Raw genomic sequence first — 26,338 nt, forward strand, 5'->3', positions numbered from 1 at the left:
GGGCTTTTTTTATTCGGTAATTTTTGTAGGGTTGAGCTTTAGCCAGCCATGCTTACTTGTGGCGGTAGAGTGATTAGCTCGTCCATGGTCATGCCACGTTCGAAAGCCTTTCCTTTGCTATCAAACAGGTGACATTTTTCTGCTGGGATACGGATATTTAGGCGCTGTCCCACTTCCACATGTACTGTTCCAGGTACACGTACAAGCACTTCCTGACCACCTTTAACTAGGGTGGTGTAAAGCAGGGATTCAGTGCCCAGTCTTTCAAGGCCCTCAACAACAACACCTACACCCTCTTCTGCAAGGTGGATATCTTCAGGACGGATACCTAGGGTCATTAGAGCGCCCTCCGTAGCCAGAGAGGCATCAACATCAGCAGCGAAGGTGTAGTCACCCACTTCTACAGATGCTTGAGAGTCGGTTGCACTCTTAAGAGTGGCTGGCAGTAGGTTCATCTTTGGTGAGCCAATGAAGCCTGCAACGAACAGAGTTTTCGGGAAGTAGTAGAGATCCAGAGGAGAACCAACTTGTTCGATGTTGCCACTGCGAAGTACAACGATCTTGTCTGCTAGAGTCATAGCTTCTACCTGATCATGGGTCACGTAGATAACGGTCGACTTGAGCTTTTGGTGATACTCCGCTAGCTGTAGGCGCATGCGCACACGTAGCGAGGCATCGAGATTTGATAGGGGCTCATCAAGCAAGAACAGCTTAGGGTGACGAACGATAGCACGGCCGATTGCCACACGCTGACGCTGACCACCAGATAGCTGGCTTGGTTTCTGCTGAAGAAGGTTAGTTAGCTCGAGCATCTCAGCCACTTCGCGCACAGATACTTCGATCTCTTGCTTAGGCTTCTTCGCTAGCTGTAGACCGAATGCGATGTTCTCGTACACCGTCATGTGTGGGTAAAGGGCGTAAGACTGAAATACCATGCCGATGCCACGGTCGGTTGGAGATAGGTTGTTTACTACCTCGCCGTCTAGGCACATGTCACCTGAGGAGATCTCTTCAAGGCCAGCCACCATACGTAGCATGGTTGATTTACCACAGCCCGATGGTCCAACAAACACAGTGAACTCACCATCTTCGATGGTTAAGTTGGCATCCTTAATGATATGTGCACCGTCAGGATAAATTTTATTGATGTTTTTCAGTTCTAAACGAGCCATTTTCTTACCTAATGTTTCTAAATTCTTGCTGTAAGCCACCAGCGGTAGGGGGTTGCGCACATCCTTAAAAGGACAAATAGGATGTGCGCAAGTGAAGCGATTTTTACAGAACTTCGCTCAGGTTCAGTTTGCCGGTGTCAGCCACACACCAAGTCGCGTGACCTACGCGATCTTGTGGACCGATACCGATAACGCGCATGCCCGCTTCTTTAGCTGCATCCACGCCCGCTTCTGCGTCTTCAACAACGATACACTCATCAGCGTTCACACCTACTTGGCCTGCCGCGTGGATGAATACGTCTGGAGCTGGCTTAGAGCGAGTTACAGACCAACCGTCACCGATAGCATCAAACAGAGGCGTTAGGCCCAGTTTGTGTAGGATAGGACGCGCATTCTTGCTTGCAGACGCTAGTGCTACCTTGATGCCACGAGCGTTAAGCTCAAGTAGGAACTGCTCGATACCTGGCAGTACGTCTTCTGCAGAGATGGTGTCTAGCAATTGAACGTAGTAGTCGTTCTTGCGAGTCATTAGCTCTGCAAACTTCTCTTCAGAGATCTCTGCACCATTCAGGATGATGTTTAGAGACGCTTGACGAGATACACCACGTAGCTGCTCGTTGATCTCACGGTCGAAGTGGTAGCCTTCTTCGTCTGCCATGCGTTGCCACGCTTGGTAGTGAAGCTCAGCGGTATCTGTGATAACGCCGTCTAGGTCGAAGATAAATGCCTTACACATTGAAAGTAACCTCTGCAGTTTCGATAGTGCGTGGCTCGTTTGCCACTTCAATTTCTAGTGCTGCGCCGTTGAAATCAGGACGCTTGATAGTGATGGTTTCTTTGTTTAGAGAAACCTCTAGACGCTCGCCTTTCCAGAAGATTGGGAAGTTTAGACCGTTCCACTGCTCTGGTAGGTTCGGGTTGATGCGAAGGTTGCCACCTAGCATACGAACGCCGCCGAAGCCGTAAACCACACACTGCCACATGCCGCCGATAGACGCCGCGTGAATACCGTGGTCAGAACTCTTCATGTTTTGGCCGATATCGATAGACGCTGCTTGTTGGAACAGGTCGTAAGATAGCTCAGGGTTACCTACATCAGACGCTAGTACTGAGTGAGTAGAAAGACTTAGCGATGAATCGTGCAGAGTCTTAGGCTCGTAGTAGTTCCAGTTCGCGATCTTAGTTTCTAGGTCAAACTTATCTTCTTGCTGTAGGAACAGCACCATGATGTCAGCCTGCTTAGAAACCTGCATCTCGTTAACCTGCTCTAGGTTGTAGTCTTGGAACAGACCACCAACGAACGGCTGCTCTTTGTACTTAGTCAGGTCGATGATTTCTTTCTGTAGGTAAGTGTCGTCCTGTGGGATAACCTTGTCTTCAGCGCGAGGCGTTGGAAGATAGATGCTATCTACACGCTCTAGCCACATCTTACGTGCTTCAACTAGGTTCAGCTTGTCAGACAGTTTCGCTAGAAGCTCAGGGTTAGACTGCTCTAGGTCTTCGTAGTAACGGATAGCAAGCTTGATGTTTTCAACAGCCATGTAGTTAGTAAAGGCGTTGTTATCGATGTGCTCTTTGTACTCATCAGGACCGATTACGTTGCAGATACCCCACATGTTGCGGTCTTCTAGCCACTCTAGACGGCTTGTCCAGAACGTCGCTGTATCGAACATGATCTCGTAGCCCATGTCATCCATGAACTTCTGGTCGCCAGTGATTTGGTAGTACTGCCAAAGAGCGTAAGTGATGTCACATGTGATGTGCTGCTCGATGAAGCCAGACCAGATCTTAGTAGACTTACCAGTGATGATGTCTACCGCACCCCATACAGGCGTTACTTCTTCACCGGTTAGTGCAGATTCCCATGGGAACTGAGCACCTTGGTAGCCGTTGTCTGCCGCTTTCTTACGTGCACCACCAAGAGTCTTGAAGCGGTACTCAAGTAGGTTACGCGCTACTTCTGGCATGGTGTAGATGAAGAATGGCAGCATGAATACTTCAGTATCCCAGAATGAGTGACCTTTGTAGCCCTCACCTGACAGACCTTTCGCGCCGATACCGAAGCGAGAGTCGTGCATTGGCGTGAAGATGTTTAGCTGGTATTGAGCAAAACGAATCGCTAGCTGATCGAACTCAGAGCCTTCGATAGAGATGCTCATGTTCGCCCAACGCTCGTCCCATACTTTTGCAGATTCACCTAGTAGCTCGTCAAAGCTGCGGTCAGCGTTTTGCTTAAGGTTAGTCAGTGCGTGGTCGCGTAGGTCTTGCAGCTGGTATTCAGCGTGGTCGAACTGCTTGTCGCGAGAGGTGTGAACCACACCAACTTTCTCAACGCCGAAGGTTTGACCAACAGACACGTCTTGATTGATGTTTAGCCATACTTTACGACGGTCCATTTGTAGACCTGGGTCGATGTCAGCTTGCTGACCATCAACGAAATAACGGTGAGACGTTAGGAATACGAAATCAACGTTGCTTTCAGTTGTGCGCTGTAGAAGCTCGATATAACGCTTGTCATAGATGCGCTTCTCACCTTCGTGGAAGTGCTGTGCACCTGAGTTAGAAAGCTGAGCATCAACACCAGAGCGGATTTCAACTTTTGCGTCTGCGTTTAGTGCAGTCACATTTACGTCGAACGCCATTAGGTGAAGGTTTGCTTGAGAGATAAAGCGACGGAAACGCATCGCAAAGCTCTTGCCTTCAGTGTTAGTCCAAACGAATTCACGGGTCAGTTCACCGTTCTTCACGTTTAGACGACGTGAGTAATCTTTTACCTCACCAGATTCTAGGTGGAAACGACGACCATCGATGAAGATCTCGATAGCACTCATGTCCGCCGCGTTTGGCAACTCTGTAACTTCGTCTTGGTCAAACTTGTTGAACGTACCTGACACAAACAGGTTACGAGTTTGACCTACGTATTTTTCCTCAGTAGCAGAACGTGCTCCCATGTAGCCATTACCTTGGCTCATTACAACTTCACATTTTCCTTGAAGAGCAGAATCAAACGCTGTTTCCTCAACGATCCAGTTTTTAAGCTCGCCAGTACCAGCGCTATAGTTCATGTACATTTTGTGTAATCTCCGAATTAACCTTTAACAGCGGAAGAAATATCGTTACCAACGAAGTAACGTTGAAAAATAATAAATACCAGTAGGACAGGAATCGTGGAGAGGAATGCCCCCGCCAGGATTAGGTTCCAATCCCCTGCAACACCATATGCGTTACGTAAGCTCAATAGACCGACAGGAAGTGTGTAGGCATCTACTGGGCTGTTAATAACAACTAATGGCCAGAAGAAATCGTTCCACGCACCTTGGAAACCCAAGATAGTGACCGACATGATGGCGGGCTTAGCCAGAGGCATGAACACGCGCCACAGAATCACGGCAGGGGACGCACCATCAATGATGGCCGCTTCTTCAAGCTCTTTTGGTATGCTCTCGAAGAACTGCTTCATGATCAGCACCTGACCCGACGCTACGATGGCGGTGATGACAGCCCAAGGGGTGTTCAACAAACCAATGTCGCGGTAAATCAGATAGTTAGAAATAAATGTCACCTGCCCCGGAATCATCATGCTGAACAACATGAAGGCAAACACTGCGCGAGCACCGGTAAACTTAAGTCGTGCTAGGGCGTAGCCTGCAGTACATGCGAAGAACAGTGTCAGCAGTACCTTGCCAAAGGCGATAACGAATGAGTTGATGGTCCAGCTCATGAACAGGCTCTTACCTGTATCTAGGCTCACCGACTCGGTGTAGACACGCACATAAGACTTAAACACATAGCCAATCACACCTGGTGCTGCGTTATCCCATGCTGCCACGCGACCACGACGCTCCATACGACTCGGTGCAAGTGTGCTGTCTACTAGCACCTGACCACGTGGAACCTCTACAGTTACCGGTAGGGTCGCAACCTCTGGGCCGTCACCTTGATACTTGATGGTGAACTTCCAAGTCTTGCTGTGGCCTTGTTTCTCAGTCTCACGGCGACCGCGCTTCTCGATAAAGGTCACTTGCTTGCCTTCATCCACCAACACAGGCTCGCTCACGGTAGCGTAGTCAGATGCAAACTCAGTGGTGATAGCCGCAGCCATACCTGTACCAGGGCGACGACGTGGCACCTCGATGATTGGAGTCGCAAGCTCTTTGCCCTCTTCCACCGCATAGGTCACTTCAAACTCAATCTCAGCGCCCGGTGCGAAGCCACCAAACATAGGTGCGTTGTTACCTTGCTTACCAAGGTCATAAGCCGCACTCCAGTTACTTGGCTGAACCTGAGCAAAGTTAAACTTAAATGGTTGTTCAAGGGGGTTGTCTTTCAAGCTAGCTAGGAAAGCTACTACGAAGGTACCTAGCATCACGGTTGCGATAAGTAGTAGTGAGCTGTATACCCAAGCTACCTTCGCCCAGCGACGGCGTGCTTGAAACTTAGCTACCTCTTCCATTGACGGTTGAGGCTTCTCATCCGTACTCATAATTTGGGACGTCATGTTAGCCATCTGCTTTCTCCTTCACGCCAAAGAACTTCTGCAGATAAACCACTGCCAATGTGATGAATGCCAATACCAGTGCCGCTGCGCTCGCCATACCGATTTGTGGCGTGCCACCCGGTGGGAATGCGTTGTGGTACACGTAGTAAGCTAGCGTGATACGAGACTCAAGCGGTGCTGCCGAACCTAGCAGTGCTACCTGGTCGAACATCTGCAGTGTGCCGATGATAGAGAAGGTCACTACCACGAAGGTTACCGGTGCAAGCTGAGGAATTGTGATGTTCCAGTGCTGTTGCCACTTGTTTGCGCCATCGATGTGCGCCGCTTCATAAAGCTCACCTGGGATGCCTTGTAGGCCCGCTAGGAACAGCAGCATGAAGGTTGGAATAGTGGTGTAGATGTTCTGGATAACGATCGCCCACAGCGTTAGAGGCATAGGACCTACGTTGTCGCGAGTGTTTAGCCAGTTCACCTCAATGATTTCATTGGCACCTTCAATCCAGCCGAACGATGATGCAACTAGGGTTACCAGAGCCGCAACGATAGTCGACATGATGGCCCACGCAGGATCAAACCAGCCCACAGGAAGACCTTTAACACGGTCTCTTAGAACCAGCAGTACCTGACACACAACCGCTACTGCGAAGAAACAGCTGATGTATGGGTAGTTGTTAACTAGGTCTGTGATAAAGCCGTTTAGGTAACCGTTCTTCTGATAGAACCAGATGAAAATCAGGGTAACCGCAGCACTCGATAGAATACTTGGCAGATAGAAAGCCGTTCTAAAGAAGCTCTTACCGCGGATCTTAGAGTTAACCAAGATTGCCAGACCCAGTGCCAATACAGTTTGCACGCCCGTTACTATCAGTGAGAACCAGATGGTGTTTGCCAGTGATAGTAGGAATAGGTCATCGCTAAGAAGCGCTTTAAAGTTTGATAGTCCAACCCAAACTGCGTCGCTGAATAGGTCGTAATCAGTGAAACTGAAGTAGACCGTACGTACCAAAGCGTAAAGGAAGAACACTAACAGGGTCAGTACAAATGGCCCTGCTAAGAGCCATCCATAAACCTGTTGACGAAGACGTAACGAGTTCATTGCTTATCCTACTTCGTCATCGAGTCGTATTTTTTCTGCGCAATCTTAAGCGCTTCGTCTTGGCTCATTTGGCCAAGCAATACAGAGTTCAATGCTTCGTTGATTGGAGTCATCCAAGCTGCGCCGTATTGGCGGAAAGCGAATGGTTCAACGTGGCCGGTACGCGCACCATCGAACACTTGCTTAGCCAGCACGCTTTCAGAGTCGGTTTGCTCGAAGAATTCAGATTTAGATAGACCTTCACGGCTTGGAAGTGCTAGACCTGCATCCAGAACCCACTCTTGGGCTTTCTTGCTGGTTAGGATCTCAACCGCTTTTTGGGTTGCTTCAACGTTCTTGCCGTCAGCATTTACTGCCCAAGCAACGGTGAATAGAAGGTTGCCACGCTCACCAGTTTTAGGGTCAGTTGGCATTAGGGTTGTGCCGTAAGGAAGGTTTGGCGCCTTATCACGTAGGTAACCGCTGATCCAGTTACCTTCTAGTGCTACTGCCGTCTCTTCGGTACCGAAGCAGCCGCCGCCCCAACCTTGACCAAGGTCAGTGGCTAGGATACCTACTTCATCTTTAGTCACTAGGTTGGTGTAGAACTCAAACGCACGCTTGAAGTTGTCATCCAGTACGGTTTTGCCTTGTTCGTTGAAAGGCTTCCAACCGGTTGCTAGCGCAAAAGGACCGAAACGAGCGTAGTCAGGCATCACGCAGATACCCGCAACTTCGTCACCCAGTACTTCTTTTACTTCTACTAGCTTTTTACGTAAATCGTCCCAGCTGTCTTGGTTAGTTGGGTATTCCACTTCCGCGTCATCAAAAATGTCTTTGTTGTACTGAAGCGCGATAGTGTTGAAATCTTTTGCCAGTCCGTACTGCTCACCATTTGCTTCGAACGCTGTGTTCAAGCTTGGGATCATTGACTGAGAAACGTTGCTTAGATTTGCAGAGTTAGCTTGAACCTTGCCAGAGTTGATAAAGGTGTTGGCGAATGCCACGTCCATGTAAAAAGCGTCTGGTGCTGTACCTGCTGAAAGGGCGTTGGTGATGTATTGTGAGAAATCACCTTCTACTGCGCGGTATTTGATCTCGATACCCGCTTTCTTGAAGTCATCTACTAGAACTTCATTAACCAGTTTGTTTAGAACAACAACGTCGTTACCACCCCAACCGGCGATAGTAACTTCTGTGTTGGCTAGTGCTGAAGTCGATAGGCCAGCAGCGAGTAGGGATGCTGCTAAAAGTGACTTTTTCATATTGCCCTCAAATCTTTGTTTACGTTCGAATTGAGGTGCATTATGCACGCTTTACGTAAGCGCTTACGTTACGAAGATCACATTACGCTTTTATTTCGTCGACTTATAAAAAAAGCATGACCTAAGTCATGCTTTTTCATTCATATGCAATATATTTGTTAACAACTAGGTGGTTTCACCTAACTTTAACGTAACAGGAACGACCGATCCTACTGGCTGTTCGCCCACCATAGCTTGCTCTAGCATTTGCGCTACGCGGTTTGCGATAAGGTCAGTGTCTTGCACTATTGTCGTCAACTCTTTAGAGATACCCGGTAGGCCATCGTAACCCACAACAGAGAAGTCTTTGGGAAGCTTATAGCCTCTGTCTTTTAGTGCAGCGATAACACCTAATGCCGTCTCATCACATTCACACACAAAGCCTTGATAAGACTCCAGTTGTTTCTGGTCAAGATTGATGAAATAACGGTATGCAGCTATCTCTCCCAGAGGCTCGGCTCCGGTACGTAACTCCCTGACAGGTAAGGCATTTCCTGCCATTACTGACATATAACCCTGATGTCTAAACTGATAGCCATCACCATAGGTAGTAGGAGTCACAAAGCAGATATCGGTTAGACCTTTATCTACCAAGTGTTGCGTCGCTTCACGGGCACCATTGAAGTCGTCCGGAGCTACCCAGAAAGAGCCTTCATTCATGCCAATACATACGAAGGGTACGTTCTTCTCACGGCACATCTCTACCCTAAGGTCATTAGTAGTCATGCCCAGTAGAATAGCACCGCCTACTTTGGTTAAGTCCACCTCACCAAAGCTCACAGGAAGTAAATTACGTCCTGATTTACGTATTGCAGCAGACAATGATGGCCACAGCACGCCCAAATAACGGGATGCGAAGATATCGTGTGGGCCTAACGAAATAGCGATAGTATTGTTATGACTTCCAGACAATTCACGTGCAGAAGTACTAGGAACGTAGCCTAGGTCCTTACATATAGTTAAAATTTTCTGGCGGGTTTTCTCACTAATACCCGGCTTATTATTTAGGGCTCTACTAACAGAAGCTATTGATACGCCTGCAATTTTTGCGGCCTCATGTATCGTAGCCTTCTTCAGCTCTGCCTCTGATTTACTCTCACTCAAGGTGAATCCCCTAGCAAACTACGTAAAATTTACGTCAATTATTCTGTATATAGCGTAAAAAAGCAACGAGAGTTTACGTCATCTGAGAAACAAAAAATGTGATAAACCCACGTTATATATGAAAAAAGTTGCAATCGACACGATAAATGTAAGTAGGCATTAACGACGAAGTTCTACGCAAAATCTACGTAAATCAAGGCATTAATCAAGCATAAGCATATATACCACTAACCATTAAGGGGTAAGGTTGCAACGTAAATGCCCTCATGTATACTGAGCGCGATTGCTTCGTATAACCCCACTAATAAGGTTTGGGGGTCTCTACCAGTTCCCGTAATAGAGCTGATTACGAAGAGTTAGAATCCTCCCGACCGTCTTAGACATCGGACCGTTTACGGTATTCTTACTCTTTGTACTGGCATTTTCCTACACTTGAGTAAGTTTACCTTTGAAGCAATAGGTAGTTTATGAACTCATTTATCCAAGACCTGCCAAAAGTCGAACTTCATCTGCATATCGAAGGCACACTCGAGCCTGAACTTCTGTTCGACCTAGCCAAGCGCAACCAAATCCAGATCCCTTTCTCTTCCCCAGAAGAGTTAAGAGAGGCGTATCAATTCAGCGACCTGCAATCTTTCTTAGATATCTATTACCAAGGTGCCAACGTTCTGCAAACCGAGCAAGACTTCTATGACCTGACCTGGGCTTATCTTTTAAGATGCCAGCAAGACAAGGTTATCCATACCGAGATTTTCTTCGACCCACAGACTCACACTGAGCGCGGTATTGCCTTTGAGACAGTAATTAATGGCATCCATAGCGCCCTTTTAGACGCTAAACAGCAACTGGGCATCACCTCAGAGCTGATCATGTGCTTTCTACGCCACCTAAGCGAAGAAGACGCCTTTAAAACACTGGAGCAAGCCCTACCGTTTAAAGACAAGATCATCGCTGTGGGCTTGGATTCTTCCGAAACTGGTCACCCGCCAGAGAAGTTCGCCCGAGTGTTTACCAAAGCAATCGAAGAAGGTTTCTTAACCGTGGCACATGCCGGTGAAGAGGGACCTGCGCAGAACATCCATGACGCGCTAGAGATGCTTAAGGTATCGCGAGTAGACCACGGCGTGCGCTGTGTAGAGGACCCTGCGCTAGTAGAAAAGCTGATTGAGACCAAGATGCCTCTTACGGTATGCCCACTGTCTAACATCAAGCTGTGCGTGTTTGATGAGATGAGTGAGCACAATATCACCGAGCTTCTACGTAAGGGCGTAGCGGTAACCATCAATTCAGACGATCCGGCTTACTTCGGTGGTTATATGACTGATAACTTTATTGCGGTAAACGAGGCTCATCCGATGAAGCCCGATGAGCTGGCGCAGTTTACCCTAAATGCTATCGAGGCGAGTTTTATCTCAAACGAGCTTAAGTCTGAGTACCGTGAAAAGGTTGCTCAGTACCTGACAAGAAGCTAGGTCAACAGACCCTAGTGAACAGCTAGTTACAAACTGGCGCAACAAGTGTCGCCAAATGACCTATTGTGCCAGTCAAACTCCACTTACATTACTGTCATCGCCCACTACGGAGACGCCTATGTTTGGAGTACTAGACCACAAGCTTAAGAAAGCCACTAAGCTACACCTAATCGAATACAAACAGAACAACTCCTACGCCAATTCTATTCTAAACAAGGTTCATGGCTCTACTTGGGATATCCTAGATGAGTGCTTGGATTCGTGTCGCACCATTGAAGAGAAAGCGATGTTTGGTTGGTTACTTATCCTCGAATGGGAGCGTCGCTACGCGATGAATACCTACGACTTGCTTACCGCGGACTCCATAGAAGGCTTGCAAGAAAGTCATGATGATGCGCTGCACAATGCTGGTTTGAAGGGCTCTGTGACCAACAAGATATTCGACAGTACGCTAAAGCAGCTTCAGAAATATAAGCTCAATCCTTTCTCAACCTGTTTTGAGCCTATTTAAAAATAAAAAGGCATGGTACTAGACCATGCCTTTCTTCTATCTGGCTAACTTAAACCGTCATCACCATCTGCTTGTTAAATACATGTTGGAACTGATCACGCATCCACACGTGGCCCGCGTCTCGGTCTTTATCTGTATGCCAGCTCAAGTAAGTCTTAATTGTGCTGTCTTTGATTGGGCACGGTACGATGTTGATGTCTAGGGTTAGATTCGCCAGCTCAGCGGCTCTGCGAGGCACGATAGAGACAAGCTGAGTGTTCGCTACTATGGTCACCAAATCTTGAATAGAGTGGCATACGTGCGCGCCACGGCCTACACACTCTTCACCCTCAGACTTCGCCACCATATCAAGGATCGCTGGGTGCAGTACAAACTGCTCTCCCATCATGTCGCTTAGGTTCAGTGATGAGAAACAAGAAAGGCGAGAATGGGCGGTGCTAGAGATCACCACCAGCTCATCACTGCTTAGCAAGGTATTGCGATAGCCTTTCATCAAGATTGGAGAAAAGTCTACGTAGAAGTCTTTCTTCTTGATGGTTTTATCTACCATAAAGCTCAGCTCTTGGTCGTGAAGCATAGAAATATTCAGGCTCACGTTCGGCGCAAGCAGGCTAACGTCACGCACCAGTCGTGTGGTCGATTCACTCTGCAACGTGGCTCGCATGCTCACAGAATAGTTGCGAGTAGAGCTCTCTGGGGTGAAAGGGACATTAGGCAGTTCATCACGTACTAGATTCAGTGCGTTATTAATAGAACTAAACAGCACTTCAGCACGAGAGGTCGGTTGGATCCCGCGGCCATGGCGGATAAACAACTCATCGTTAAACACGTCTTTTAGACGCGCGATGGCATTACTCACCGCAGGCTGAGACATGCCGAGCACCTTAGCTGCTCGGGTCATGTTTCTCTCTTGCATTACCACTTCAAAGATAGTCAGTAGGTTTAGGTCTACACCGCGTAGGATGCTAGAAACAGAATTGGTTTCTTGTGGAACGATTGTATTGTCGATCATGTCTATGAGCCTCAACAACAGCTATATCTCAACCTCAATCCGTTTGTAACTGCTTATGACTGTATCCGGTGTCACACATACTGGTGTAGATATTAACTGGCTAAATTAAAAATCGACCGGAATTGTAATGTTTCCAAATAGTTAATTTGGAATATGAATTATGACTGACTAATCATACAATTGACTAACCCTACTCTGACACTCCCCTGACTTTTAGGCCTATCACAACCAACAACCAGAATAAACTTTGAGCAAGCAGCGTGAAATATTGTCTTACAATTTGGCTGAACTCAGCACCCATCTGGTTAACACTTAAGAAACCTTGGATAGCGGGCGTGCTCGGGAATAGGTTGGAAAGCCAGACTAACGGCTGTGGTAAGCTCTCTAGCGGCCAGATAAATCCAGCACTAAACACCAACGGCATAGAGCTCATCAAAACCAACACCGTCACCCACTCTCTGCGCGGCACCCATAAACCTATACAGATGCCCAAAAACGATGCCGAGAGCAAAAATGGCATTGCAAACATAAACAGCTCAAACACATTCGCATGGGTTTCTACTCCATACAGATGAAAGCTCCAACCAAAGTAATAGCCCATCAGAAATAGGTAGATCAGCATAAACAAGGCAATACGCACAATAAGCTGTTTTGCACTGTGGCGAGCTTTATTGGTCGCACCAACGACACCGATACCAATGAGCAGGGTTTGCTGAAGAATAAGCACAAACACAGCAGGCACTACATAGTTAATATAACCCATACCCGCGTTAAATACTGGCTTCATCATGGTATCTATAGAGTGATAGTGATTAGCGGCAGCTTCTATAGGCTGCCCCTCCATTACTAACCGCGCAACCTTGGCCTCGGCCGCCAAGGTGCCACCAGCACGCGCTAAGCCTTCCACTATAGTGCCGTAGACCAAGAAGAAAGAGGCATCCCCAGCGTAGGCTAGGGTTGGCGCCTTACCCAGCAGAAGGTCACGATAGAAATGCTCTGGGATTACAAAGATGCCACTCACCTCACCCTTAAGAAACTGCTGCTTTGCTTCTTCCACTGAATGAGCACGATTTACTAGATGCACCTGAGGCGCAGCGTTCACCATACGCTCTAGGTCAAAGCTCACCTTGCTCTTGTCGAGGTTCACCACAGTGACCTTCTGCTCAAGGGGGATCTGATTAGCGTACGGCAATGGATACAGAATAGAGTAAAAGAAGACGCCGCCAAATACGGTCAGCATCACCACTGGATTGCTGATGATAGCCTTGAACTCTTCGACTAGGATTTCACGCCAGCTCATTGCGCCACCTTCTTAGGAACAACTCGATACAGAAGCACAGCCACCAGCAGGTAAGCCAGCATAGGAGTTAGGTGTGAGATAGAGGTAATGGCATCCGCACCGTATGAAACCTGACTTATCTGCATCTCAATATAGTGACTTATAGGAAGCAAACTACGCCAAATAAGCGCCAGATGGTTCATGTCCGTTGCCGGGAAGGTCACCCCCATAAAGGCGAAACTCGGTGCTGTTAAGGCAGCTGCAAGGCTCATGGCACGGGCAGGATCCATAGTGACAAAGAAGAACAGTGCTGCCACCAGCATACAGGCGATAACGGTAATCAACTGTCCCAGCGTCAACACCAAAAAACTGCCCTGCATCGGCCAGCCAAGTACTCCATACATCCACAGCAGGAAGGCCACGCCTAAACCAAGAAATATCGGCACATAGCAAGCTAAGATCGGGAATAACTGTTTAGCTGTGAAGTCTCGACTAAAGGTACCGAGACGCTGATGCATTCCTAAAGCCAGTATCGTGCTGACAAAGATGGTGATCTGCCAAATGGCTGGCACTATTGCCGAAACCAAGAACTGGGCGTAGTTGCTATTGAGGTTAAACAGCGGCGTGATCTGGGTTTGTACCGATACCGCCTGGCCCAAAGCGCTCTTGGTTAAAGCGTTGCCTTTAGATAGATTCTTACCGGTCTCGACCATGACATCGAAGGTGCCTGTAGCCTTCAACACTGCAGAATTGATCAGCTTACCCACCAAGATAAATTGACTGTTATACAGCACCGATACCTGTGGAGGATTGGAGAGATATACGTCTCGGTCAAAATCTAGGGGGATCGAAACGTAGGCATAGATATCCCCGCCTCGCAGAGCCTTTGCTGCTTCTTGCTCACTAGGGTAATAGCCACTCACGGTCAAGGTGTCGGTCGCATCTAGAAAACGTACAAATTCGGCTGACATAGCACTGGACTCATGGTCTACGATGCCTACAGGTAGGTCTCGAGCAATACTGCTAGAGAAGATCCACCACACTAACCCCACCACCAGAATCGGTGCCCAAGTAAGTGAGGCGAACAGCCATTTATCTTGCCAGGCTCTTCGCCATTCAGAGAACAATCCCATGCTTTACTCGGCCGCATCCAGAGTCACAGCAACACTCATACCGATACGATACTCATTGTCTTGATCCATAGGTCTTGCTTCTACCTCAAAGGTGCGAAGGTCGAAGCCTTGACTGCTATCGGTGGCGCGCCAGGTGGCAAAATCACCCATCACAGATTGATGCACTACGCGGAAACGCACGTTTTTATCCAGTGCAGGAACAAAGGCTTCAAACTCGGCGCCCTTTTCAAAGTGCTTTAGAAGATCCTCACGAACATTAAACACAGCCCATGTATCGGCCGTATCGATAACGGTTACCACAGGGAAGCCTTGTGGAGCTAGCTCACCGCTATGAAGTAATACCTGAGATACCTCACCATCAAACCAGCTCTCTATCTGAGTATCCGCAGCATAGGCTTCCACCTCAGCTACCGCGCCGGCTGCCATACGTGCTTTTTCGCTAGCCGCTTTCTTGGTTTCCTCTCGAGCCCCCTCTTGAGCAAGAAGGAACATCTGATAAGCCGCACTCTCTGTATATTTGGCTGCTTGCCACTGGGTGAAGGCCTCATCGCGTTTCTGTTCTGCCACTACGCCGTCTTTGTAAAGGCTATCTACTCGGCGGAAGGTCTTCTCCATCAACTGCGCTGCGGATTGTGCTTTCTTCCATTGATCTCTAGCCGCGGCAATCTGCTGATCACGAGCGCCTTTTTCAGCTTCTTGAGCAAGGGCTCCCGCTGCCTCTTGACCCGCTTTGGCTTGCTCTAGCTTGGCATCAATCTCCGGGCTATAAATGGTAAAGATAAGGTCACCCTTTTTAACCAGATCGCCCTTCTTCACGTTAATGGTGTCGATACGCCCCGGCACCTTAGAGGAGATGCTGTATTGCTGTGCGGTGATCTGTCCGTGAACTCTAATTGGCTCTGGTTTATATGCTTGATACACCCCAAAACCGATAAGACCCGCAACAGCTAAGAATGCGATTGCGAACGGCGCTTTTGATTTCATTTTATTCTCCATTGGAAGCCGCTCCTGTTTGTACCACTTTACGATTTTCGTACTGCTCAAAGGTGTTCATCTTTCCGCTAAGAGCGAGCAACTTATTTAAAGAAATCAGATAATTAAACTCAGCTACATGTTGCTGAGTCTGAATGCTGGCTAGATACAACTCGGCATCCACCACATCCAAAGAATTGGATAAGCCCTGACTAAAGGCTTTCTTACGAAGACGCAGGTTCTCTTGGGCAAGCTCAATACTGGCATTGAGACCCTCTACCTCTTCTCGAGACTGCTCCGCCTCTAAATAGGTCTTTTGCACTAACACTGACAGGTCTTGTTTTGCCTGTGCGCGCAGGTGAGAGATCTGTAAAACAGCACTGTGCGCCGCCTCTAGATTACTTGAGCGACCGCTATTTTCTAGAAGTGGCACATTCACCCCGATGCCCACAAACCAGTCAGGCCTTAACTGCGCAGCCAAAGAGTCGTCTTCATACAGGCTGTAGTCACCATAGAGATAGACATCTGGGTAATACTTGCCCTTCTCCACCTTGGTCAGCCCTTTTGCCTGACGCTCTTTGGCATCAAGAATCGAAAGCCCAGGGTAGGTGGTTAAGGTTTCATCGGTAAAGGCACTCAACGGAGGCAAGGTGTCGTTAGTAAACAGCTCAGTGGAAGGTGTCACGGTTTGAGATTGATTCAAGATCTGAGTTAGGGCGCTGGTGGCGATCTCTAAATCGCGTTCGGCTTTCTTTCTATCCACGCGCGCTTTAGCAAGAGAAGCATCCGCCTGCAGTCTCTCAACTCGGGCTATTTGGCCCTGCTGTTGGAGCTTGGCGGCAAACTCTGCATGTTGCTCTAACCCCTTTTCTACAGAGGCATAGGTCTGTACCACCTGTTTTGACAGCACCACTCCAAAATAATACTTGGCAAGATCTTCATATTTGGCCTGACGATCCATTTCCAGTTGCGCTCTTGCCTCATCGGTTTGCGCTTCTGCGATGGATTGCGCGGAGATGATCTTACCACCGGTGAAGATCGGCCATACCGCACGGATAGAAGAGGTGAATACATCCTTCTCAGCTATGGTCGAGACGATCCCTCCTAGAAGAGGCTGAAGTGCTGCAGGTGCGGTATTACCTGTACTCTCAACAATCTGATTGCCATCTAGAGTGACATCATCATCGAGGCGAGTGTAATTAGCACTCAAGGTGACCGAGGGCAGGTTGAGGCTTTTCTTGCCCGCCTGCAGGTTTTGATAGCGGGAGACGTTTGCTTGGCTAGCGGCCAGGCCATTATTGTCCGACTGCACCATCTGCCAGGCTTGGCTAAAGGTCACCGACTCTGCACTGACAGGCAAGGCGAGCACAGCACACATGGCTGAGGTTAGGATTCTGAGTTTCAATTTCTATCTTCCGTGAAACACCATTTTTAGAGCATATACTCTAAAATATAAGTTTATTGAAAACAATGCGTTAATAGCTATTACGTGCGTCTTGTTAGTGTAGCCTCAAAATTGAACATAGCGATCAAACTCCTTCCACTGCTGTGTCTAAAAATGGACATGGAAATAGGCTACAATCGCGCTTCAATCACAGAGCGAGCAATTCAGACTCGATTTGCTCAAAGCCATCAACAGAGAATTTGCAGAAAACCGTGAAGATTAGTGATGCTGAAAGGGATGCACTGTATAAAGTGATCCACTCGCGCAGAGACGTACGCAACGACTTTACCCAACAGCCAATACCAGAAGATGTCTTGCAGCGAATCCTGCTGGCAGCACACCACGCCCCCAGCGTTGGATTCATGCAGCCTTGGGACTTTATCTTGGTTACTGAAGAAGAGACTAAGGCTGAGATAAAGAAAGGATATGAGGCTGCGCGCTTGGAGTCGGCTGAGCAGTTCTCTAAAGATAAACAAGGGCAATACAAGAGCTTTAAGCTCGAAGGGATCATGGAAGCGCCCCTCGGTATTTGTGTAACCTGCGACAAAGAGCGAAATGGACCGATCGTTATCGGACGTACCATAAAGCCGGAAATGGATGTCTACAGCACGGTTTGTGCCATCCAAAATATGTGGCTGGCGGCTCGTGCAGAAAACATTGGCTTGGGCTGGGTGAGTATCATCCACGATGATGTCCTGCGTCTTACTCTAAACATCCCTGAAGAGCTGGAGATCATCGGCTATCTCTGTCTTGGCTATGTGACCAAATTTAAAGATAAACCTGAACTTGAAGACTTCGGTTGGCTTCCTCGAGAGAACCTAGACCAGCTGATCCACAAAGAAAAGTGGTCTAAGAAAAGGGACTAGAAATTGAAGTAGAAGCCGAACTCCACATAGCTCGAATCCTGCACCGGCTCATTAGGACGAGCGCGGTACTCACCCTTGGTGTAGCTCACATATGGGGTGACATAAGGAAGGTTCAGGCTTGCAGAGACGTCGTAGCTGGTGCGCAGGTCACTCTGAAAGTCATTCTCACCCACTAATGAGTCTAGGTTTACACTAGCTCCTAGGCTCAGCCAATCTATCGGTGTGTAATCGATAGAAAAACTGTTGTACCACTCAACTTGGTTCTCTTTTCTATCTTTGTTTATGTGCTCAGAATCGAAGCCATATTCAGCGCTTCGGTGCTGAAGATAGGTATCAAAGTAGAAAAGAACCTGTTCTGATAGCGGTTTCGCCACCAGCATACCGAGATCGATATTCTGCGATTGATAGGTAAACTCTCCATCTTGCTCGGTGGAGTAGTTCTGCTCTTGGCCAATACCATAGCGGGTGTAACCCTCCATATACCAAGAGCCGACGACGGAGCCGTATGATGCCCCAACTTCTAGGTATTTGTCTGTGTCGATATCTACATAGGCGGATAGCTTGTCGGTAAACTCATAACCTACTCCCACAACACCAAGCAAGTGATCGTCGTATTGGCTCGCCTGAAGATTTAGATCCCAGTTTGCCGATACCATGCTTGAAGAAAACAAGCCCAAAAGTGCTATGCCGTGAGTAAGTTTCATCGAAGTCTCCAATTCTAGATAAAGAAAAGGCTCTGAAGATCAGAGCCTTGAGTCTGAATAGTGGGGAGATTAGCCAGCCATGCGCTTAGCCTTAACCGCTTGCTTAACCTTGTTTACCTTCTGCTTCAGCTCTGCCTTATCCATACCCTCAAGTTTGTGTTTGAACTCACCATCTAGCTCGAATGGGCGACCGTTGATCACTACATAGTCGTTACCTTCAACCACCTCAACGTGATAAGCACTGTGCTCATCTAGATCGGCCTTGGTCACGTAAGCCACTACTTTTGGCTCTCTGATATTGTCAGGATCGTTCATAGTGATAGTGCCAGTGCCGTCGGTCTTCATCTCTACCTCTGCGAAACGTACACCATTTTTATAGATGCCATAGATCTTGGTGCCATCATCCTCAACACGCTCCAATTCACCTCTCAGGTTTACTTCTGGATTTGATTTAGGGATCCCATTCTCGAAATCAGCATCTTGAGAGGCGATATAGCCCTTCACTGCCGCGACTGCTTGTTTAACCTCATCGATCTTTTCAGTATCTCGGATAGGGTTCTCTGTATCTGGAAGCGGTGCTTCATTACCGTACTCAGGATCAAAGCCATATTTCTCAACCGCTTGCTCAACGGTCTCACGCGCTTGCTCACGGCGAGTTGGCTCAGAAGAAGAACAACCAGCAAGAACAACAACAGAAGCCAAACCAAGGATTAATGCAGACTTTTTCATTTCAATTTCCAATCATGTTTCAAGATGTGTCTATTGTTAAGTCGATTAGAGATTAAAAAAACAGCGCAAAAGATATACCTGATATTTCCAAAATAAATGTATAAGACCAAATAAAAGGGAGAGCACAATAACTCTTCCTCTGTTTTCGTTAGCTTAGCGGCGTCACTTGATAACTTAATATCCTAAATTGCCCTGAGATATTGCGGACTAGCCATTGCTCAGAAACTTGATGTTCAAATCGCTCTCCCTCTTTGGACTCAGCTTTGAATTCCAGTAGAAAGCTCACCTGAATAAGTCCATTTTCTAAGGCGTCGAAGCTAAAGCTGTGACTGTGGTGAAGTAAACTTCCATGGCTAAAGAAGGCACGATTCTCACCCATCCACTGCTTGAAGCCCTCGTGGCCATAATACTCTTGGCCGTGTATGGATAGATACACATCGTCATCGAGAAAAGGCATGAAGAAACAGTCCTTCTCAAGGCGATCAAAGGCTCTGAACAAGCCCTTTATCCAATCTTCAAGTTGACCCTGTGTTCGATTACTTAGCTTCATCAATAAGCTCAACGATATCTTGATAGCCAAACTGCTGTGCTAGATCTTTTGGAGTCAAACCATCATAGGCCACTATGCTAGTGTCAGCGCCTGCTTCAATAAGCACCTTTGCAGCTTCGGTATGACCGTGCCAGATTGCATCATGCAAAGGGGTGTAGCCGTTATTTGGGCCCATAGCATCTTTAACCTCATCAAAACCTTCATACTGAGAAAGAAGCTTCAGCATATCCGCACGACCGAAGTAAGCTGCTTTGTGCAAAGGAATTGCCGCCATGTAGTTACCCGGAATGGTTTGATCGGCACCTGCATCGAGAAGTGCTTTGGCAATCTCGTAGTTCCCGTTTCTTGCCGCTACCAATAGCGCAGTATGGAAGTCACTCCCTACTTTAAGTACAGGCGATACCGCATTTACATCTGAGCCTGACTCAATGAGCAGTTTAATTTTCTCTAGTTTTTGTTTATCGCTCGACTCTGTATCCAAAACCAGCGCCGAGAAGATGGCGCTATCTGTGGCGGCTTGTTGATTAATACGCTCGGTGCGTTCATCAAATAGACGATTGATCTCAGCGATATCAGCTATGGCAGCTTTATCCTCTGGATTTGGGCCAAAGTCATTAAAATCTTGCGCCGACATACCAAATGCCGCAATTAGCGAGGTATCTGTATCAGGAAGGCTAAGCAGATACTCTACGCCTTCAATGTTTCTGTACCACACCGCTAACATCAGAGGTGATGCACCTAAACGAACCGATTGCAGGTTCACGAACGCGCCATTCTCAACCAAGAGTTTTAACATAGGTAGGTTATGAGCCTGCGCAGCAAAGTGGATTGGGGCGTTACCCATTAGAGGATCAAGCGCATTCACATCTGCACCTTCAGCTAATAGCTTTTTCACTTCTTCCATATCGCCATTAACCACAGCAAGATGGATCGCCGTCAGGTTTCGATAAACATCATGCTCTACAACCGGTTGGTAAAGGGCTCCTAGCTTGCTTGTGCTGTTTTCTGTAGCCAAAGCAGGTTGGGCTGTAACCAGTAAGCCAATAGATAGTGCAGAGGTTAGAAGTGGCTTTAGAACTCTCATGGGATGTTTCCTATATGTCTAGTTCAATCAGTGTTCATACTCCTTCAGGCGATGCTCCCTCAGAAGATGAAGACATTGTTATGCATCCGATTGAATCGCACAATTAACCCACAGTTACCTTGGTGAAAACCTAAGGTTTATGACCTGACATCCTTTTATATTTCATACCCTTAGAGATAATAATCTGCTCGTATACCTCCTATTTAGGTCCTATAAAAAAATCAAACCGCCTCTTTACCCTAGTTTTCATTTCCCAAGGGTTATCCCCGGAATTAACTAAACCAAATCAGTTATTAAGTCGATGATTACACGACAATTTTGACTATTTCCCGACTCCTTACCATGCTTGATGTATCGCAAATGGAGTTGTTACAAAATGAAGAATTATTTAGCTGGGGCACTGTTTCTGATCTTATCGGGTTGTGCCACCTATGCCGGACTCAACTTTGAGAAGTTATTCGGTCCAGAAGAGGTTCAAGAGCGCATCGTTGCCCACGATTTCTCACAAGCAAGATACTTCGAAGAACAGGTGCAACCTGTGTTGGATAAGCGGTGTGTGGTGTGTCACGCCTGCTACGATGCCCCCTGTCAGTTAAAGCTGACCTCACCTGAAGGCATCGACCGTGGGGCAAGCAAGGCGCTGGTGTATCAAGGAGCCAGATTAAGAGCCACCGCCCCTACCCGCTTATATGAAGACGCTGTTAGCACGGGTGAATGGCGAGAGCATGGCTTCTACCCTGTTCTTAACGAACGCCTACAGCGCGCCGATGCAAATATCGAAGCTGGGGTGATGGCTCAACTGTTGATCCAAAAACAGCAGTTCCCACTACCTCAAGAAACCATCCTAGATGACGATGATTTTGACTTCAGTCTCGACCGTAGCTTCTTCTGTCCAACCTCAGACAATGTTCACTCATATATGGAAGAGAACCCGTTGTGGGGTATGCCTTATGGCCTGCCTGCTCTTGCTAATGATGAGCAGCAGATCCTGCTTGGTTGGCTGAGACAAGGTGCGACCATGTCAGCACCTGTGCCCCTTAGCGATGATATGGTGAAGCGCATTGATAAATGGGAAAACTATCTTAACCAAGATTCCTTAAAACAGCAGATTAGCAGTCGCTATATCTACGAACACTTGTTCTTGTCTCATTTCTATTTCTCTGATGTTGAAGAGAAGCAGTTCTTCAACCTAGTAAGATCCTCTACCCCACCGGGTGAACCGGTGAAAAGGATCGCCACTCGCAGACCTTATGAAGATCCAGGTATAGACCGTGTCTACTATCGCTTGATCCCAGAGCGTGAAACCATAGTCGACAAAACCCATATGCCGTTTGCACTAAATGATCAACGCATGCAGAAGTGGAAAGAGTGGTTTGTGGATGCCGATTACAAGGTAGAGAAATTGCCGAGCTATGAGGCACATGTGGCCTCAAACCCAATTCTGGCGTTTGCGGATATTCCAGTGCGTTCACGCTACAAATTCCTGTTAGAAGAAGCTCAAAACACCATCATGGCCTATATCAAAGGGCCCGTATGTCGTGGTCAGTTAGCACTGAATGTTATCAATGATCATTTCTGGGTATTCTTTGTCGATCCAGACAAATCAGGCACTCAGGAAACCAATGACTTCTTCCGCTCCCAAGCAGAAAATATGCGACTGCCTGGGGAACTGGACAGTAACACTACCCCGCTGCTTAACTGGGTAGCTTTCTCAAAGAGTCAGTCCAAATTCATGACAGAGAAAGCCAACTACATGAATGCCCACTTTAAGAATGGCGAGCATCTAGACCTAGGTATTATCTGGGATGGAGATGGCACCAATGACAACGCAGCACTGACCATATTTAGACACTTTGACAGTGCTACCGTTGTTAAAGGGCTTGTAGGCAATCAGCCGAAAACAGCTTGGGTTATCGACTACTCGCTGATGGAGCGCATTCACTACTTGCTGGTAGCTGGCTTTGATATCTATGGCAACTTTGGCCACCAGCTTATCACCCGCATGTATATGGACCTGCTGCGTATCGAAGGAGAGACTAACTTTATCGCCTTCCTGCCTAAAGAGTCCCGACACCAAACCCTATCTAGCTGGTATGAAGGGCAATCTATCGAGTTTAGCGACTACCTAACCCGTAACGCCGAACCCTTCAATCAAGAGAGTGGCATCACCTATCGCTCTGATGACCCTAAAGAAGAGTTACTGACCCTACTAACAGAGAAAGTCTCACCTGTTCTGAACACCCGCTATGAGATTAAAGATACGCCACTCAAGCGCGACAGCGAGTTGCTGCTGCAACAGATTCATGAACTAAAAGGTGGAGGTATCGAGGAATTCCCGCAGATACTAATGATCAATATCGAGGCCGATAGCGGTAAAGAGCAGCTGTTTACCCTAGTGCACAACAATGCCCACACCAACATCTCTAGCCTATTTAACGAAGAGGATAACCGCTTACCTGAGGAAGATACCCTCACCCTAGTTACCGGCGTTTTAGGAAGCTATCCAGCGGCCTTCTTAAGCCTGCAGGAGCGAGAGATACCCGAGCTAGTGTTGCGTATACGTCAACTGGACGACGATGACGACTACGAAGAGCTATTGGATCGCTTTGCCATCAGACGCACCGACGTTCGATTCTGGCCTTTCAGCGACAAGATCCACAGCTGGTATCAGAAAGACCAACCCATCGAATACGGCCTATTGGATTACAACCGATTCGGAAATCGATAGCTGATAGCTTTACAGTGTAAATCCAGAAACAAAAAAGCGAGCCCTGATAACAGTGGCTCGCTTTTTTAATCTGTTAAGAAGATTAAGCCGTTTTGCGCTCTTTCTTCTCAGCTTTTGTTTCTTTGTCCGCAAGCTCTACCACTTGCTCTTTCTTGGCATCTTTAATGTCGCCATTAAATTTACCACCGCGCTCGATGCTTAGATCATCTGTATAGATGGTGCCTTGCACTCGACCGTTCTCTAGGATTTCCACTGAGTTTGCATGACAGGTCCCTTCGATGATGCCGTTAACAATCACCTTACCCGCATAGATATCACCTACCACACGGCCAGATTGGCTGACAATCAGTGATTGGTCCACGGTAATTTGACCAACTACGGTACCATCAACATGCATATCGCTCTCTAGCTTGAGCTGTCCTTCGACGTGGCAGCCGGTTGCGATGAGAGTTGTAGCTGATTGCTTGCTCGGCTTTCTATCTTTTTGACCAAAGAGTCCCATCTAACACCTCGTTCTTTCTCAAATAATGACTCAAAATTATCGACATTCCACTCGTGAAACGCCATTGGATCTAGCGCCCGCCCTACGAAGCGGATCTCATAATGTAAGTGTGGACCTGTCGAAAATCCGGTGTTGCCAGAGTATGCAATCAATTGGCCCTTCTCAACAAACTCACCCGATTTCACTTCGAACTTTTGTAAGTGAGAGTAAGAGCTTGAAAAGCCATATGAATGTTGCAGTCTTAAGAAGTTTCCTGAGCCTGTTTTACTCGGTCTGGTTACCTCAACCACGCCATCCGCAGGAGCGTAAATAGGTGCACCTGTATTCACGGCGTAGTCCATACCACGGTGCAGAGTCTTACGCCCTGTCTTAGGGTGGATACGATAACCATAGTGAGAAGAAACACGGGCTTCACCAACCGGTGAGCCGTTAGGTATGTTGTTTAGCATGTAGAGACGCACCGAGGAGGTCAACGCGGCCGTGTCGATACGGTTCTCGATCTCTCCGTCAGCCTCACTAACTCCAAGAACAGTCTCGAGATCGCCAAGGCGATCTGAAACGCGCTGCAGGCGTTCTTCACGGTTAGTAAGGTCATTTTCCAGCTCATGCTTGAGGTCTTGAAGCTCTTGCACCTCTACGCTGAGCTCAGTTGTACGACTTTCCGATTCATGCTGCTTTAATAGTGCTAGATCCACCTCATTGTTGAGATAGTAGATCACACCGCCAGCGGTTAGAACCGACGCCAATGACAGGTAGCCGATACCCTTTAAGCACTTCTGTAACCATTTCCCTAGTTGATAATGACGCGTACCATCCACGGTGGACACGGTTACGATGACATGCTCTTTCATTGACCCCAAACAACTGATTAAAAATTAGACACGCGCGCATTGTACTTAAAAGTAGCTATGAGGCAAGTCTCATACTAAAACAAGGCTCTTAAAATGATTTAGCAACCAAAGCTCTGAAACTTTAGTTTTTCGACAGAACCATACAAAAAGATTATGGATTCTAAACAGTTTCGTTCGAAGATTCAGAAACTTAGTGTAAAAAACCGACATAGGTTGCAAATTGTATATCAACTAGGTGGCGTCGATATATCACAGGGAGTTCTCATATTACGCCAATTAAAAATAGTTTTGTTGACGTTTAGGTGGGATTTTGATGTGAAGATGAGATGAATAGATAGAGATAAAAGATACCCAACATCAAAGCTGGGTATCTAGGGAATTAGGATTCAGCCTTCTCGCGAATTGCCTTGATCAACACTGAGGTATCCATGCGACCGTCGCCTTTCTGCGAAAGCGCTTTGTAGGAATCAAAGCTCTCTTGAGTCAGAGGCAGTTTCAGGTCATGACGCTGCGCCTCATCTAGGCAGAAGCCAAGGTCTTTGATCATCCAGTCGATGGCAAAGCCAAAATCGAACTTATCTTGAGCCATAGTATTAGCGCGGTTTTCCATCTGCCAGGAGCCAGCAGCGCCGTGTTTTAGGCAGTCCACTACAGTGGCGATATCCAAACCTGACTTCTCAGCGAGTAGAAGACCTTCAGAAAGACCACTTAGAACACCCGCGATACAGATCTGATTAACCATCTTAGCACGTTGACCTTGACCCGCCTCGCCCATCAGAACGCTCGACTTAGCATAAGCGTCGAATACTGGCTGCATCGCATCGAAGTCTTGGGTCGCGCCGCCACACATAACCGTCAGCACGCCGTTTTCAGCGCCGGCCTGACCGCCTGATACCGGAGCATCCATAAAGCGCACATCTGCGCGCAGTGCCGCAGCTAGGAGCTCTTCCGCTAGAGTCGCAGAAGTGGTCGTATGGTCAACTAAGATAGCGCCCGGCTTCATGTTGGCGATAGCGCCGTTGTCAGCTGTTACGACACTTCTTACATCGTCATCGTTACCCACGCATACCAATACCACGTCAGCACCGTCTACAGCCTCTGCAACCGTCTCAACAGCCGTTCCTTGATACTCTTGCGCCCAGTTAAGTGCTTTCTCATAAGTACGGTTGTAAACAGTAACCGCAAATCCAGCCTTGGTCAGGTGACCCGCCATCGGATAGCCCATTACACCCAATCCAAGAAAACTTACCTTCATCTGTTACTCCGTTTTATTAATCCATTTGAAATCAGCATATCACGCTGACTGAGCCGCAAAATAACCAAATCTGAAAAGAATGATTTGTTGGCT

General features: G+C 47.6%; 23 protein-coding genes and 1 riboswitch. Of the genes, 4 read left to right on the forward strand and 19 right to left on the reverse strand.

The annotated features are described in order from the left end of the window. Nucleotides 1-38: 38 nt before the first annotated feature. From Pcarn_RS16260 to Pcarn_RS16290, 7 genes are all read right to left on the reverse strand, one after another. Nucleotides 39-1,172 (reverse strand): ABC transporter ATP-binding protein, encoded by a 1,134-nt coding sequence (locus tag Pcarn_RS16260; protein WP_261836972.1) that lies wholly within the window; start codon nucleotides 1,170-1,172, stop codon nucleotides 39-41. A 103-nt stretch (nucleotides 1,173-1,275) separates the two neighbouring features. Next, nucleotides 1,276-1,908: a beta-phosphoglucomutase gene (gene pgmB, locus Pcarn_RS16265; protein WP_261836973.1), complete on the reverse strand. Its 633-nt coding sequence runs from the start codon at nucleotides 1,906-1,908 to the stop codon at nucleotides 1,276-1,278. Then, complete coding sequence (locus Pcarn_RS16270) at nucleotides 1,901-4,243, reverse strand: glycoside hydrolase family 65 protein (RefSeq protein ID WP_261836974.1); 2,343 nt, start codon at nucleotides 4,241-4,243, stop codon at nucleotides 1,901-1,903. The genes pgmB and Pcarn_RS16270 overlap by 8 nt, the downstream gene beginning before the upstream one ends. Before the next feature lie 17 nt (nucleotides 4,244-4,260). Then, the gene (locus Pcarn_RS16275) at nucleotides 4,261-5,679 is read right to left on the reverse strand and encodes a carbohydrate ABC transporter permease (protein ID WP_261836975.1); all 1,419 of its coding nucleotides are present in this window, start codon (nucleotides 5,677-5,679) and stop codon (nucleotides 4,261-4,263) included. Further along, entirely contained in the window at nucleotides 5,672-6,766 is a 1,095-nt protein-coding gene (locus Pcarn_RS16280; protein WP_261836976.1) for a carbohydrate ABC transporter permease, read from the reverse strand. Before Pcarn_RS16280 ends, Pcarn_RS16275 begins: the two co-directional genes overlap by 8 nt. 8 nt (nucleotides 6,767-6,774) lie before the next feature. Continuing rightward, complete coding sequence (locus Pcarn_RS16285; RefSeq protein WP_261836977.1) at nucleotides 6,775-8,010, reverse strand: extracellular solute-binding protein; 1,236 nt, start codon at nucleotides 8,008-8,010, stop codon at nucleotides 6,775-6,777. Between the two features lie 165 nt (nucleotides 8,011-8,175). Next, nucleotides 8,176-9,153, reverse strand: a complete 978-nt coding sequence (locus tag Pcarn_RS16290) for a LacI family DNA-binding transcriptional regulator (protein WP_261836978.1) — start codon at nucleotides 9,151-9,153, stop codon at nucleotides 8,176-8,178. A gap of 268 nt (nucleotides 9,154-9,421) precedes the next feature. Further along, nucleotides 9,422-9,522: riboswitch (purine riboswitch) on the forward strand. A gap of 98 nt (nucleotides 9,523-9,620) precedes the next feature. On the opposite strand from Pcarn_RS16290, the gene Pcarn_RS16295 reads away from it, so the two are divergent. Together Pcarn_RS16295 and Pcarn_RS16300 are read left to right on the forward strand one after the other, a co-directional pair. Beyond that, nucleotides 9,621-10,625, forward strand: coding sequence for an adenosine deaminase (locus tag Pcarn_RS16295; protein WP_261836979.1), 1,005 nt, complete (start codon nucleotides 9,621-9,623; stop codon nucleotides 10,623-10,625). 118 nt (nucleotides 10,626-10,743) lie between these two features. Further along, nucleotides 10,744-11,136 (forward strand): hypothetical protein, encoded by a 393-nt coding sequence (locus Pcarn_RS16300; protein ID WP_261836980.1) that lies wholly within the window; start codon nucleotides 10,744-10,746, stop codon nucleotides 11,134-11,136. A 49-nt stretch (nucleotides 11,137-11,185) separates the two neighbouring features. On the opposite strand, the gene leuO is transcribed toward Pcarn_RS16300, so the two are convergent. The 5 genes from leuO to Pcarn_RS16325 all read right to left on the reverse strand — a co-directional run bounded on the left by leuO (nucleotide 11,186) and on the right by Pcarn_RS16325 (nucleotide 16,910). Beyond that, nucleotides 11,186-12,148 carry a transcriptional regulator LeuO gene (gene leuO, locus Pcarn_RS16305; protein WP_261836981.1) on the reverse strand — a complete coding sequence of 321 codons (963 nt, stop codon included), beginning with the start codon at nucleotides 12,146-12,148 and terminating at the stop codon, nucleotides 11,186-11,188. 190 nt (nucleotides 12,149-12,338) lie between these two features. Continuing rightward, nucleotides 12,339-13,448: an ABC transporter permease gene (locus tag Pcarn_RS16310; RefSeq protein ID WP_261836982.1), complete on the reverse strand. Its 1,110-nt coding sequence runs from the start codon at nucleotides 13,446-13,448 to the stop codon at nucleotides 12,339-12,341. Next, the gene (locus tag Pcarn_RS16315) at nucleotides 13,445-14,560 is read right to left on the reverse strand and encodes an ABC transporter permease (RefSeq protein ID WP_261836983.1); all 1,116 of its coding nucleotides are present in this window, start codon (nucleotides 14,558-14,560) and stop codon (nucleotides 13,445-13,447) included. The genes Pcarn_RS16310 and Pcarn_RS16315 overlap by 4 nt, the downstream gene beginning before the upstream one ends. A 3-nt stretch (nucleotides 14,561-14,563) precedes the next feature. Continuing rightward, complete coding sequence (locus Pcarn_RS16320) at nucleotides 14,564-15,544, reverse strand: HlyD family secretion protein (protein WP_261836984.1); 981 nt, start codon at nucleotides 15,542-15,544, stop codon at nucleotides 14,564-14,566. Nucleotide 15,545: 1 nt separating this feature from the next. Then, nucleotides 15,546-16,910 carry a TolC family protein gene (locus Pcarn_RS16325; RefSeq protein ID WP_261837292.1) on the reverse strand — a complete coding sequence of 455 codons (1,365 nt, stop codon included), beginning with the start codon at nucleotides 16,908-16,910 and terminating at the stop codon, nucleotides 15,546-15,548. Nucleotides 16,911-17,188: 278 nt separating this feature from the next. On the opposite strand from Pcarn_RS16325, the gene bluB reads away from it, so the two are divergent. Next, on the forward strand, nucleotides 17,189-17,842 hold the full coding sequence (gene bluB / locus Pcarn_RS16330; protein ID WP_261836985.1) for a 5,6-dimethylbenzimidazole synthase: 654 nt from the start codon (nucleotides 17,189-17,191) through the stop codon (nucleotides 17,840-17,842). On the opposite strand, the gene Pcarn_RS16335 is transcribed toward bluB, so the two are convergent. The 4 genes from Pcarn_RS16335 to Pcarn_RS16350 all read right to left on the reverse strand — a co-directional run bounded on the left by Pcarn_RS16335 (nucleotide 17,839) and on the right by Pcarn_RS16350 (nucleotide 20,909). Continuing rightward, nucleotides 17,839-18,546 carry a hypothetical protein gene (locus Pcarn_RS16335; protein WP_261836986.1) on the reverse strand — a complete coding sequence of 236 codons (708 nt, stop codon included), beginning with the start codon at nucleotides 18,544-18,546 and terminating at the stop codon, nucleotides 17,839-17,841. The two genes, bluB and Pcarn_RS16335, sit on opposite strands and share 4 nt — an antisense overlap. A 69-nt stretch (nucleotides 18,547-18,615) precedes the next feature. Next, on the reverse strand, nucleotides 18,616-19,275 hold the full coding sequence (locus tag Pcarn_RS16340; RefSeq protein ID WP_261836987.1) for a hypothetical protein: 660 nt from the start codon (nucleotides 19,273-19,275) through the stop codon (nucleotides 18,616-18,618). A gap of 148 nt (nucleotides 19,276-19,423) precedes the next feature. Beyond that, nucleotides 19,424-19,825 (reverse strand): hypothetical protein, encoded by a 402-nt coding sequence (locus Pcarn_RS16345; protein WP_261836988.1) that lies wholly within the window; start codon nucleotides 19,823-19,825, stop codon nucleotides 19,424-19,426. Next, nucleotides 19,812-20,909: an ankyrin repeat domain-containing protein gene (locus Pcarn_RS16350; RefSeq protein WP_261836989.1), complete on the reverse strand. Its 1,098-nt coding sequence runs from the start codon at nucleotides 20,907-20,909 to the stop codon at nucleotides 19,812-19,814. Before Pcarn_RS16350 ends, Pcarn_RS16345 begins: the two co-directional genes overlap by 14 nt. A gap of 376 nt (nucleotides 20,910-21,285) precedes the next feature. Between Pcarn_RS16350 and Pcarn_RS16355 the strand changes: the two genes are divergently transcribed. Then, nucleotides 21,286-23,637 carry a fatty acid cis/trans isomerase gene (locus Pcarn_RS16355; protein ID WP_261836990.1) on the forward strand — a complete coding sequence of 784 codons (2,352 nt, stop codon included), beginning with the start codon at nucleotides 21,286-21,288 and terminating at the stop codon, nucleotides 23,635-23,637. A gap of 82 nt (nucleotides 23,638-23,719) precedes the next feature. Here the strand turns inward: Pcarn_RS16355 and Pcarn_RS16360 are convergent, their stop codons facing one another. The 3 genes from Pcarn_RS16360 to Pcarn_RS16370 form a co-directional block, all read right to left on the reverse strand. Beyond that, nucleotides 23,720-24,034 carry a bactofilin family protein gene (locus Pcarn_RS16360; RefSeq protein WP_261836991.1) on the reverse strand — a complete coding sequence of 105 codons (315 nt, stop codon included), beginning with the start codon at nucleotides 24,032-24,034 and terminating at the stop codon, nucleotides 23,720-23,722. A gap of 8 nt (nucleotides 24,035-24,042) precedes the next feature. Continuing rightward, nucleotides 24,043-24,990 carry a M23 family metallopeptidase gene (locus Pcarn_RS16365; RefSeq protein ID WP_261836992.1) on the reverse strand — a complete coding sequence of 316 codons (948 nt, stop codon included), beginning with the start codon at nucleotides 24,988-24,990 and terminating at the stop codon, nucleotides 24,043-24,045. A 379-nt stretch (nucleotides 24,991-25,369) separates the two neighbouring features. After that, nucleotides 25,370-26,245 carry an NAD(P)-dependent oxidoreductase gene (locus Pcarn_RS16370; RefSeq protein ID WP_261836993.1) on the reverse strand — a complete coding sequence of 292 codons (876 nt, stop codon included), beginning with the start codon at nucleotides 26,243-26,245 and terminating at the stop codon, nucleotides 25,370-25,372. Nucleotides 26,246-26,338: the final 93 nt, after the last annotated feature.

The organism is Vibrio ishigakensis, from assembly GCF_024347675.1.
In the GTDB taxonomy this organism is placed as follows: domain Bacteria; phylum Pseudomonadota; class Gammaproteobacteria; order Enterobacterales; family Vibrionaceae; genus Vibrio; species Vibrio ishigakensis.

Excerpts from the sequence above, each read along its gene's own strand:
- Pcarn_RS16260 (WP_261836972.1), bottom strand. The coding sequence starts at position 1,172 with ATGGCTCGTTTAGAACTGAAAAACATCAATAAAATTTATCCTGACGGT.
- pgmB (WP_261836973.1), bottom strand. The coding sequence starts at position 1,908 with ATGTGTAAGGCATTTATCTTCGACCTAGACGGCGTTATCACAGATACC.
- Pcarn_RS16270 (WP_261836974.1), bottom strand. The coding sequence starts at position 4,243 with ATGTACATGAACTATAGCGCTGGTACTGGCGAGCTTAAAAACTGGATC.
- Pcarn_RS16275 (WP_261836975.1), bottom strand. The coding sequence starts at position 5,679 with ATGGCTAACATGACGTCCCAAATTATGAGTACGGATGAGAAGCCTCAA.
- Pcarn_RS16280 (WP_261836976.1), bottom strand. The coding sequence starts at position 6,766 with ATGAACTCGTTACGTCTTCGTCAACAGGTTTATGGATGGCTCTTAGCA.
- Pcarn_RS16285 (WP_261836977.1), bottom strand. The coding sequence starts at position 8,010 with ATGAAAAAGTCACTTTTAGCAGCATCCCTACTCGCTGCTGGCCTATCG.
- Pcarn_RS16295 (WP_261836979.1), top strand. The coding sequence starts at position 9,621 with ATGAACTCATTTATCCAAGACCTGCCAAAAGTCGAACTTCATCTGCAT.
- Pcarn_RS16300 (WP_261836980.1), top strand. The coding sequence starts at position 10,744 with ATGTTTGGAGTACTAGACCACAAGCTTAAGAAAGCCACTAAGCTACAC.
- leuO (WP_261836981.1), bottom strand. The coding sequence starts at position 12,148 with ATGATCGACAATACAATCGTTCCACAAGAAACCAATTCTGTTTCTAGC.
- Pcarn_RS16310 (WP_261836982.1), bottom strand. The coding sequence starts at position 13,448 with ATGAGCTGGCGTGAAATCCTAGTCGAAGAGTTCAAGGCTATCATCAGC.
- Pcarn_RS16315 (WP_261836983.1), bottom strand. The coding sequence starts at position 14,560 with ATGGGATTGTTCTCTGAATGGCGAAGAGCCTGGCAAGATAAATGGCTG.
- Pcarn_RS16320 (WP_261836984.1), bottom strand. The coding sequence starts at position 15,544 with ATGAAATCAAAAGCGCCGTTCGCAATCGCATTCTTAGCTGTTGCGGGT.
- Pcarn_RS16325 (WP_261837292.1), bottom strand. The coding sequence starts at position 16,910 with ATGTGTGCTGTGCTCGCCTTGCCTGTCAGTGCAGAGTCGGTGACCTTT.
- Pcarn_RS16335 (WP_261836986.1), bottom strand. The coding sequence starts at position 18,546 with ATGAAACTTACTCACGGCATAGCACTTTTGGGCTTGTTTTCTTCAAGC.
- Pcarn_RS16340 (WP_261836987.1), bottom strand. The coding sequence starts at position 19,275 with ATGAAAAAGTCTGCATTAATCCTTGGTTTGGCTTCTGTTGTTGTTCTT.
- Pcarn_RS16345 (WP_261836988.1), bottom strand. The coding sequence starts at position 19,825 with ATGAAGCTAAGTAATCGAACACAGGGTCAACTTGAAGATTGGATAAAG.
- Pcarn_RS16350 (WP_261836989.1), bottom strand. The coding sequence starts at position 20,909 with ATGAGAGTTCTAAAGCCACTTCTAACCTCTGCACTATCTATTGGCTTA.
- Pcarn_RS16355 (WP_261836990.1), top strand. The coding sequence starts at position 21,286 with ATGAAGAATTATTTAGCTGGGGCACTGTTTCTGATCTTATCGGGTTGT.
- Pcarn_RS16360 (WP_261836991.1), bottom strand. The coding sequence starts at position 24,034 with ATGCATGTTGATGGTACCGTAGTTGGTCAAATTACCGTGGACCAATCA.
- Pcarn_RS16365 (WP_261836992.1), bottom strand. The coding sequence starts at position 24,990 with ATGAAAGAGCATGTCATCGTAACCGTGTCCACCGTGGATGGTACGCGT.
- Pcarn_RS16370 (WP_261836993.1), bottom strand. The coding sequence starts at position 26,245 with ATGAAGGTAAGTTTTCTTGGATTGGGTGTAATGGGCTATCCGATGGCG.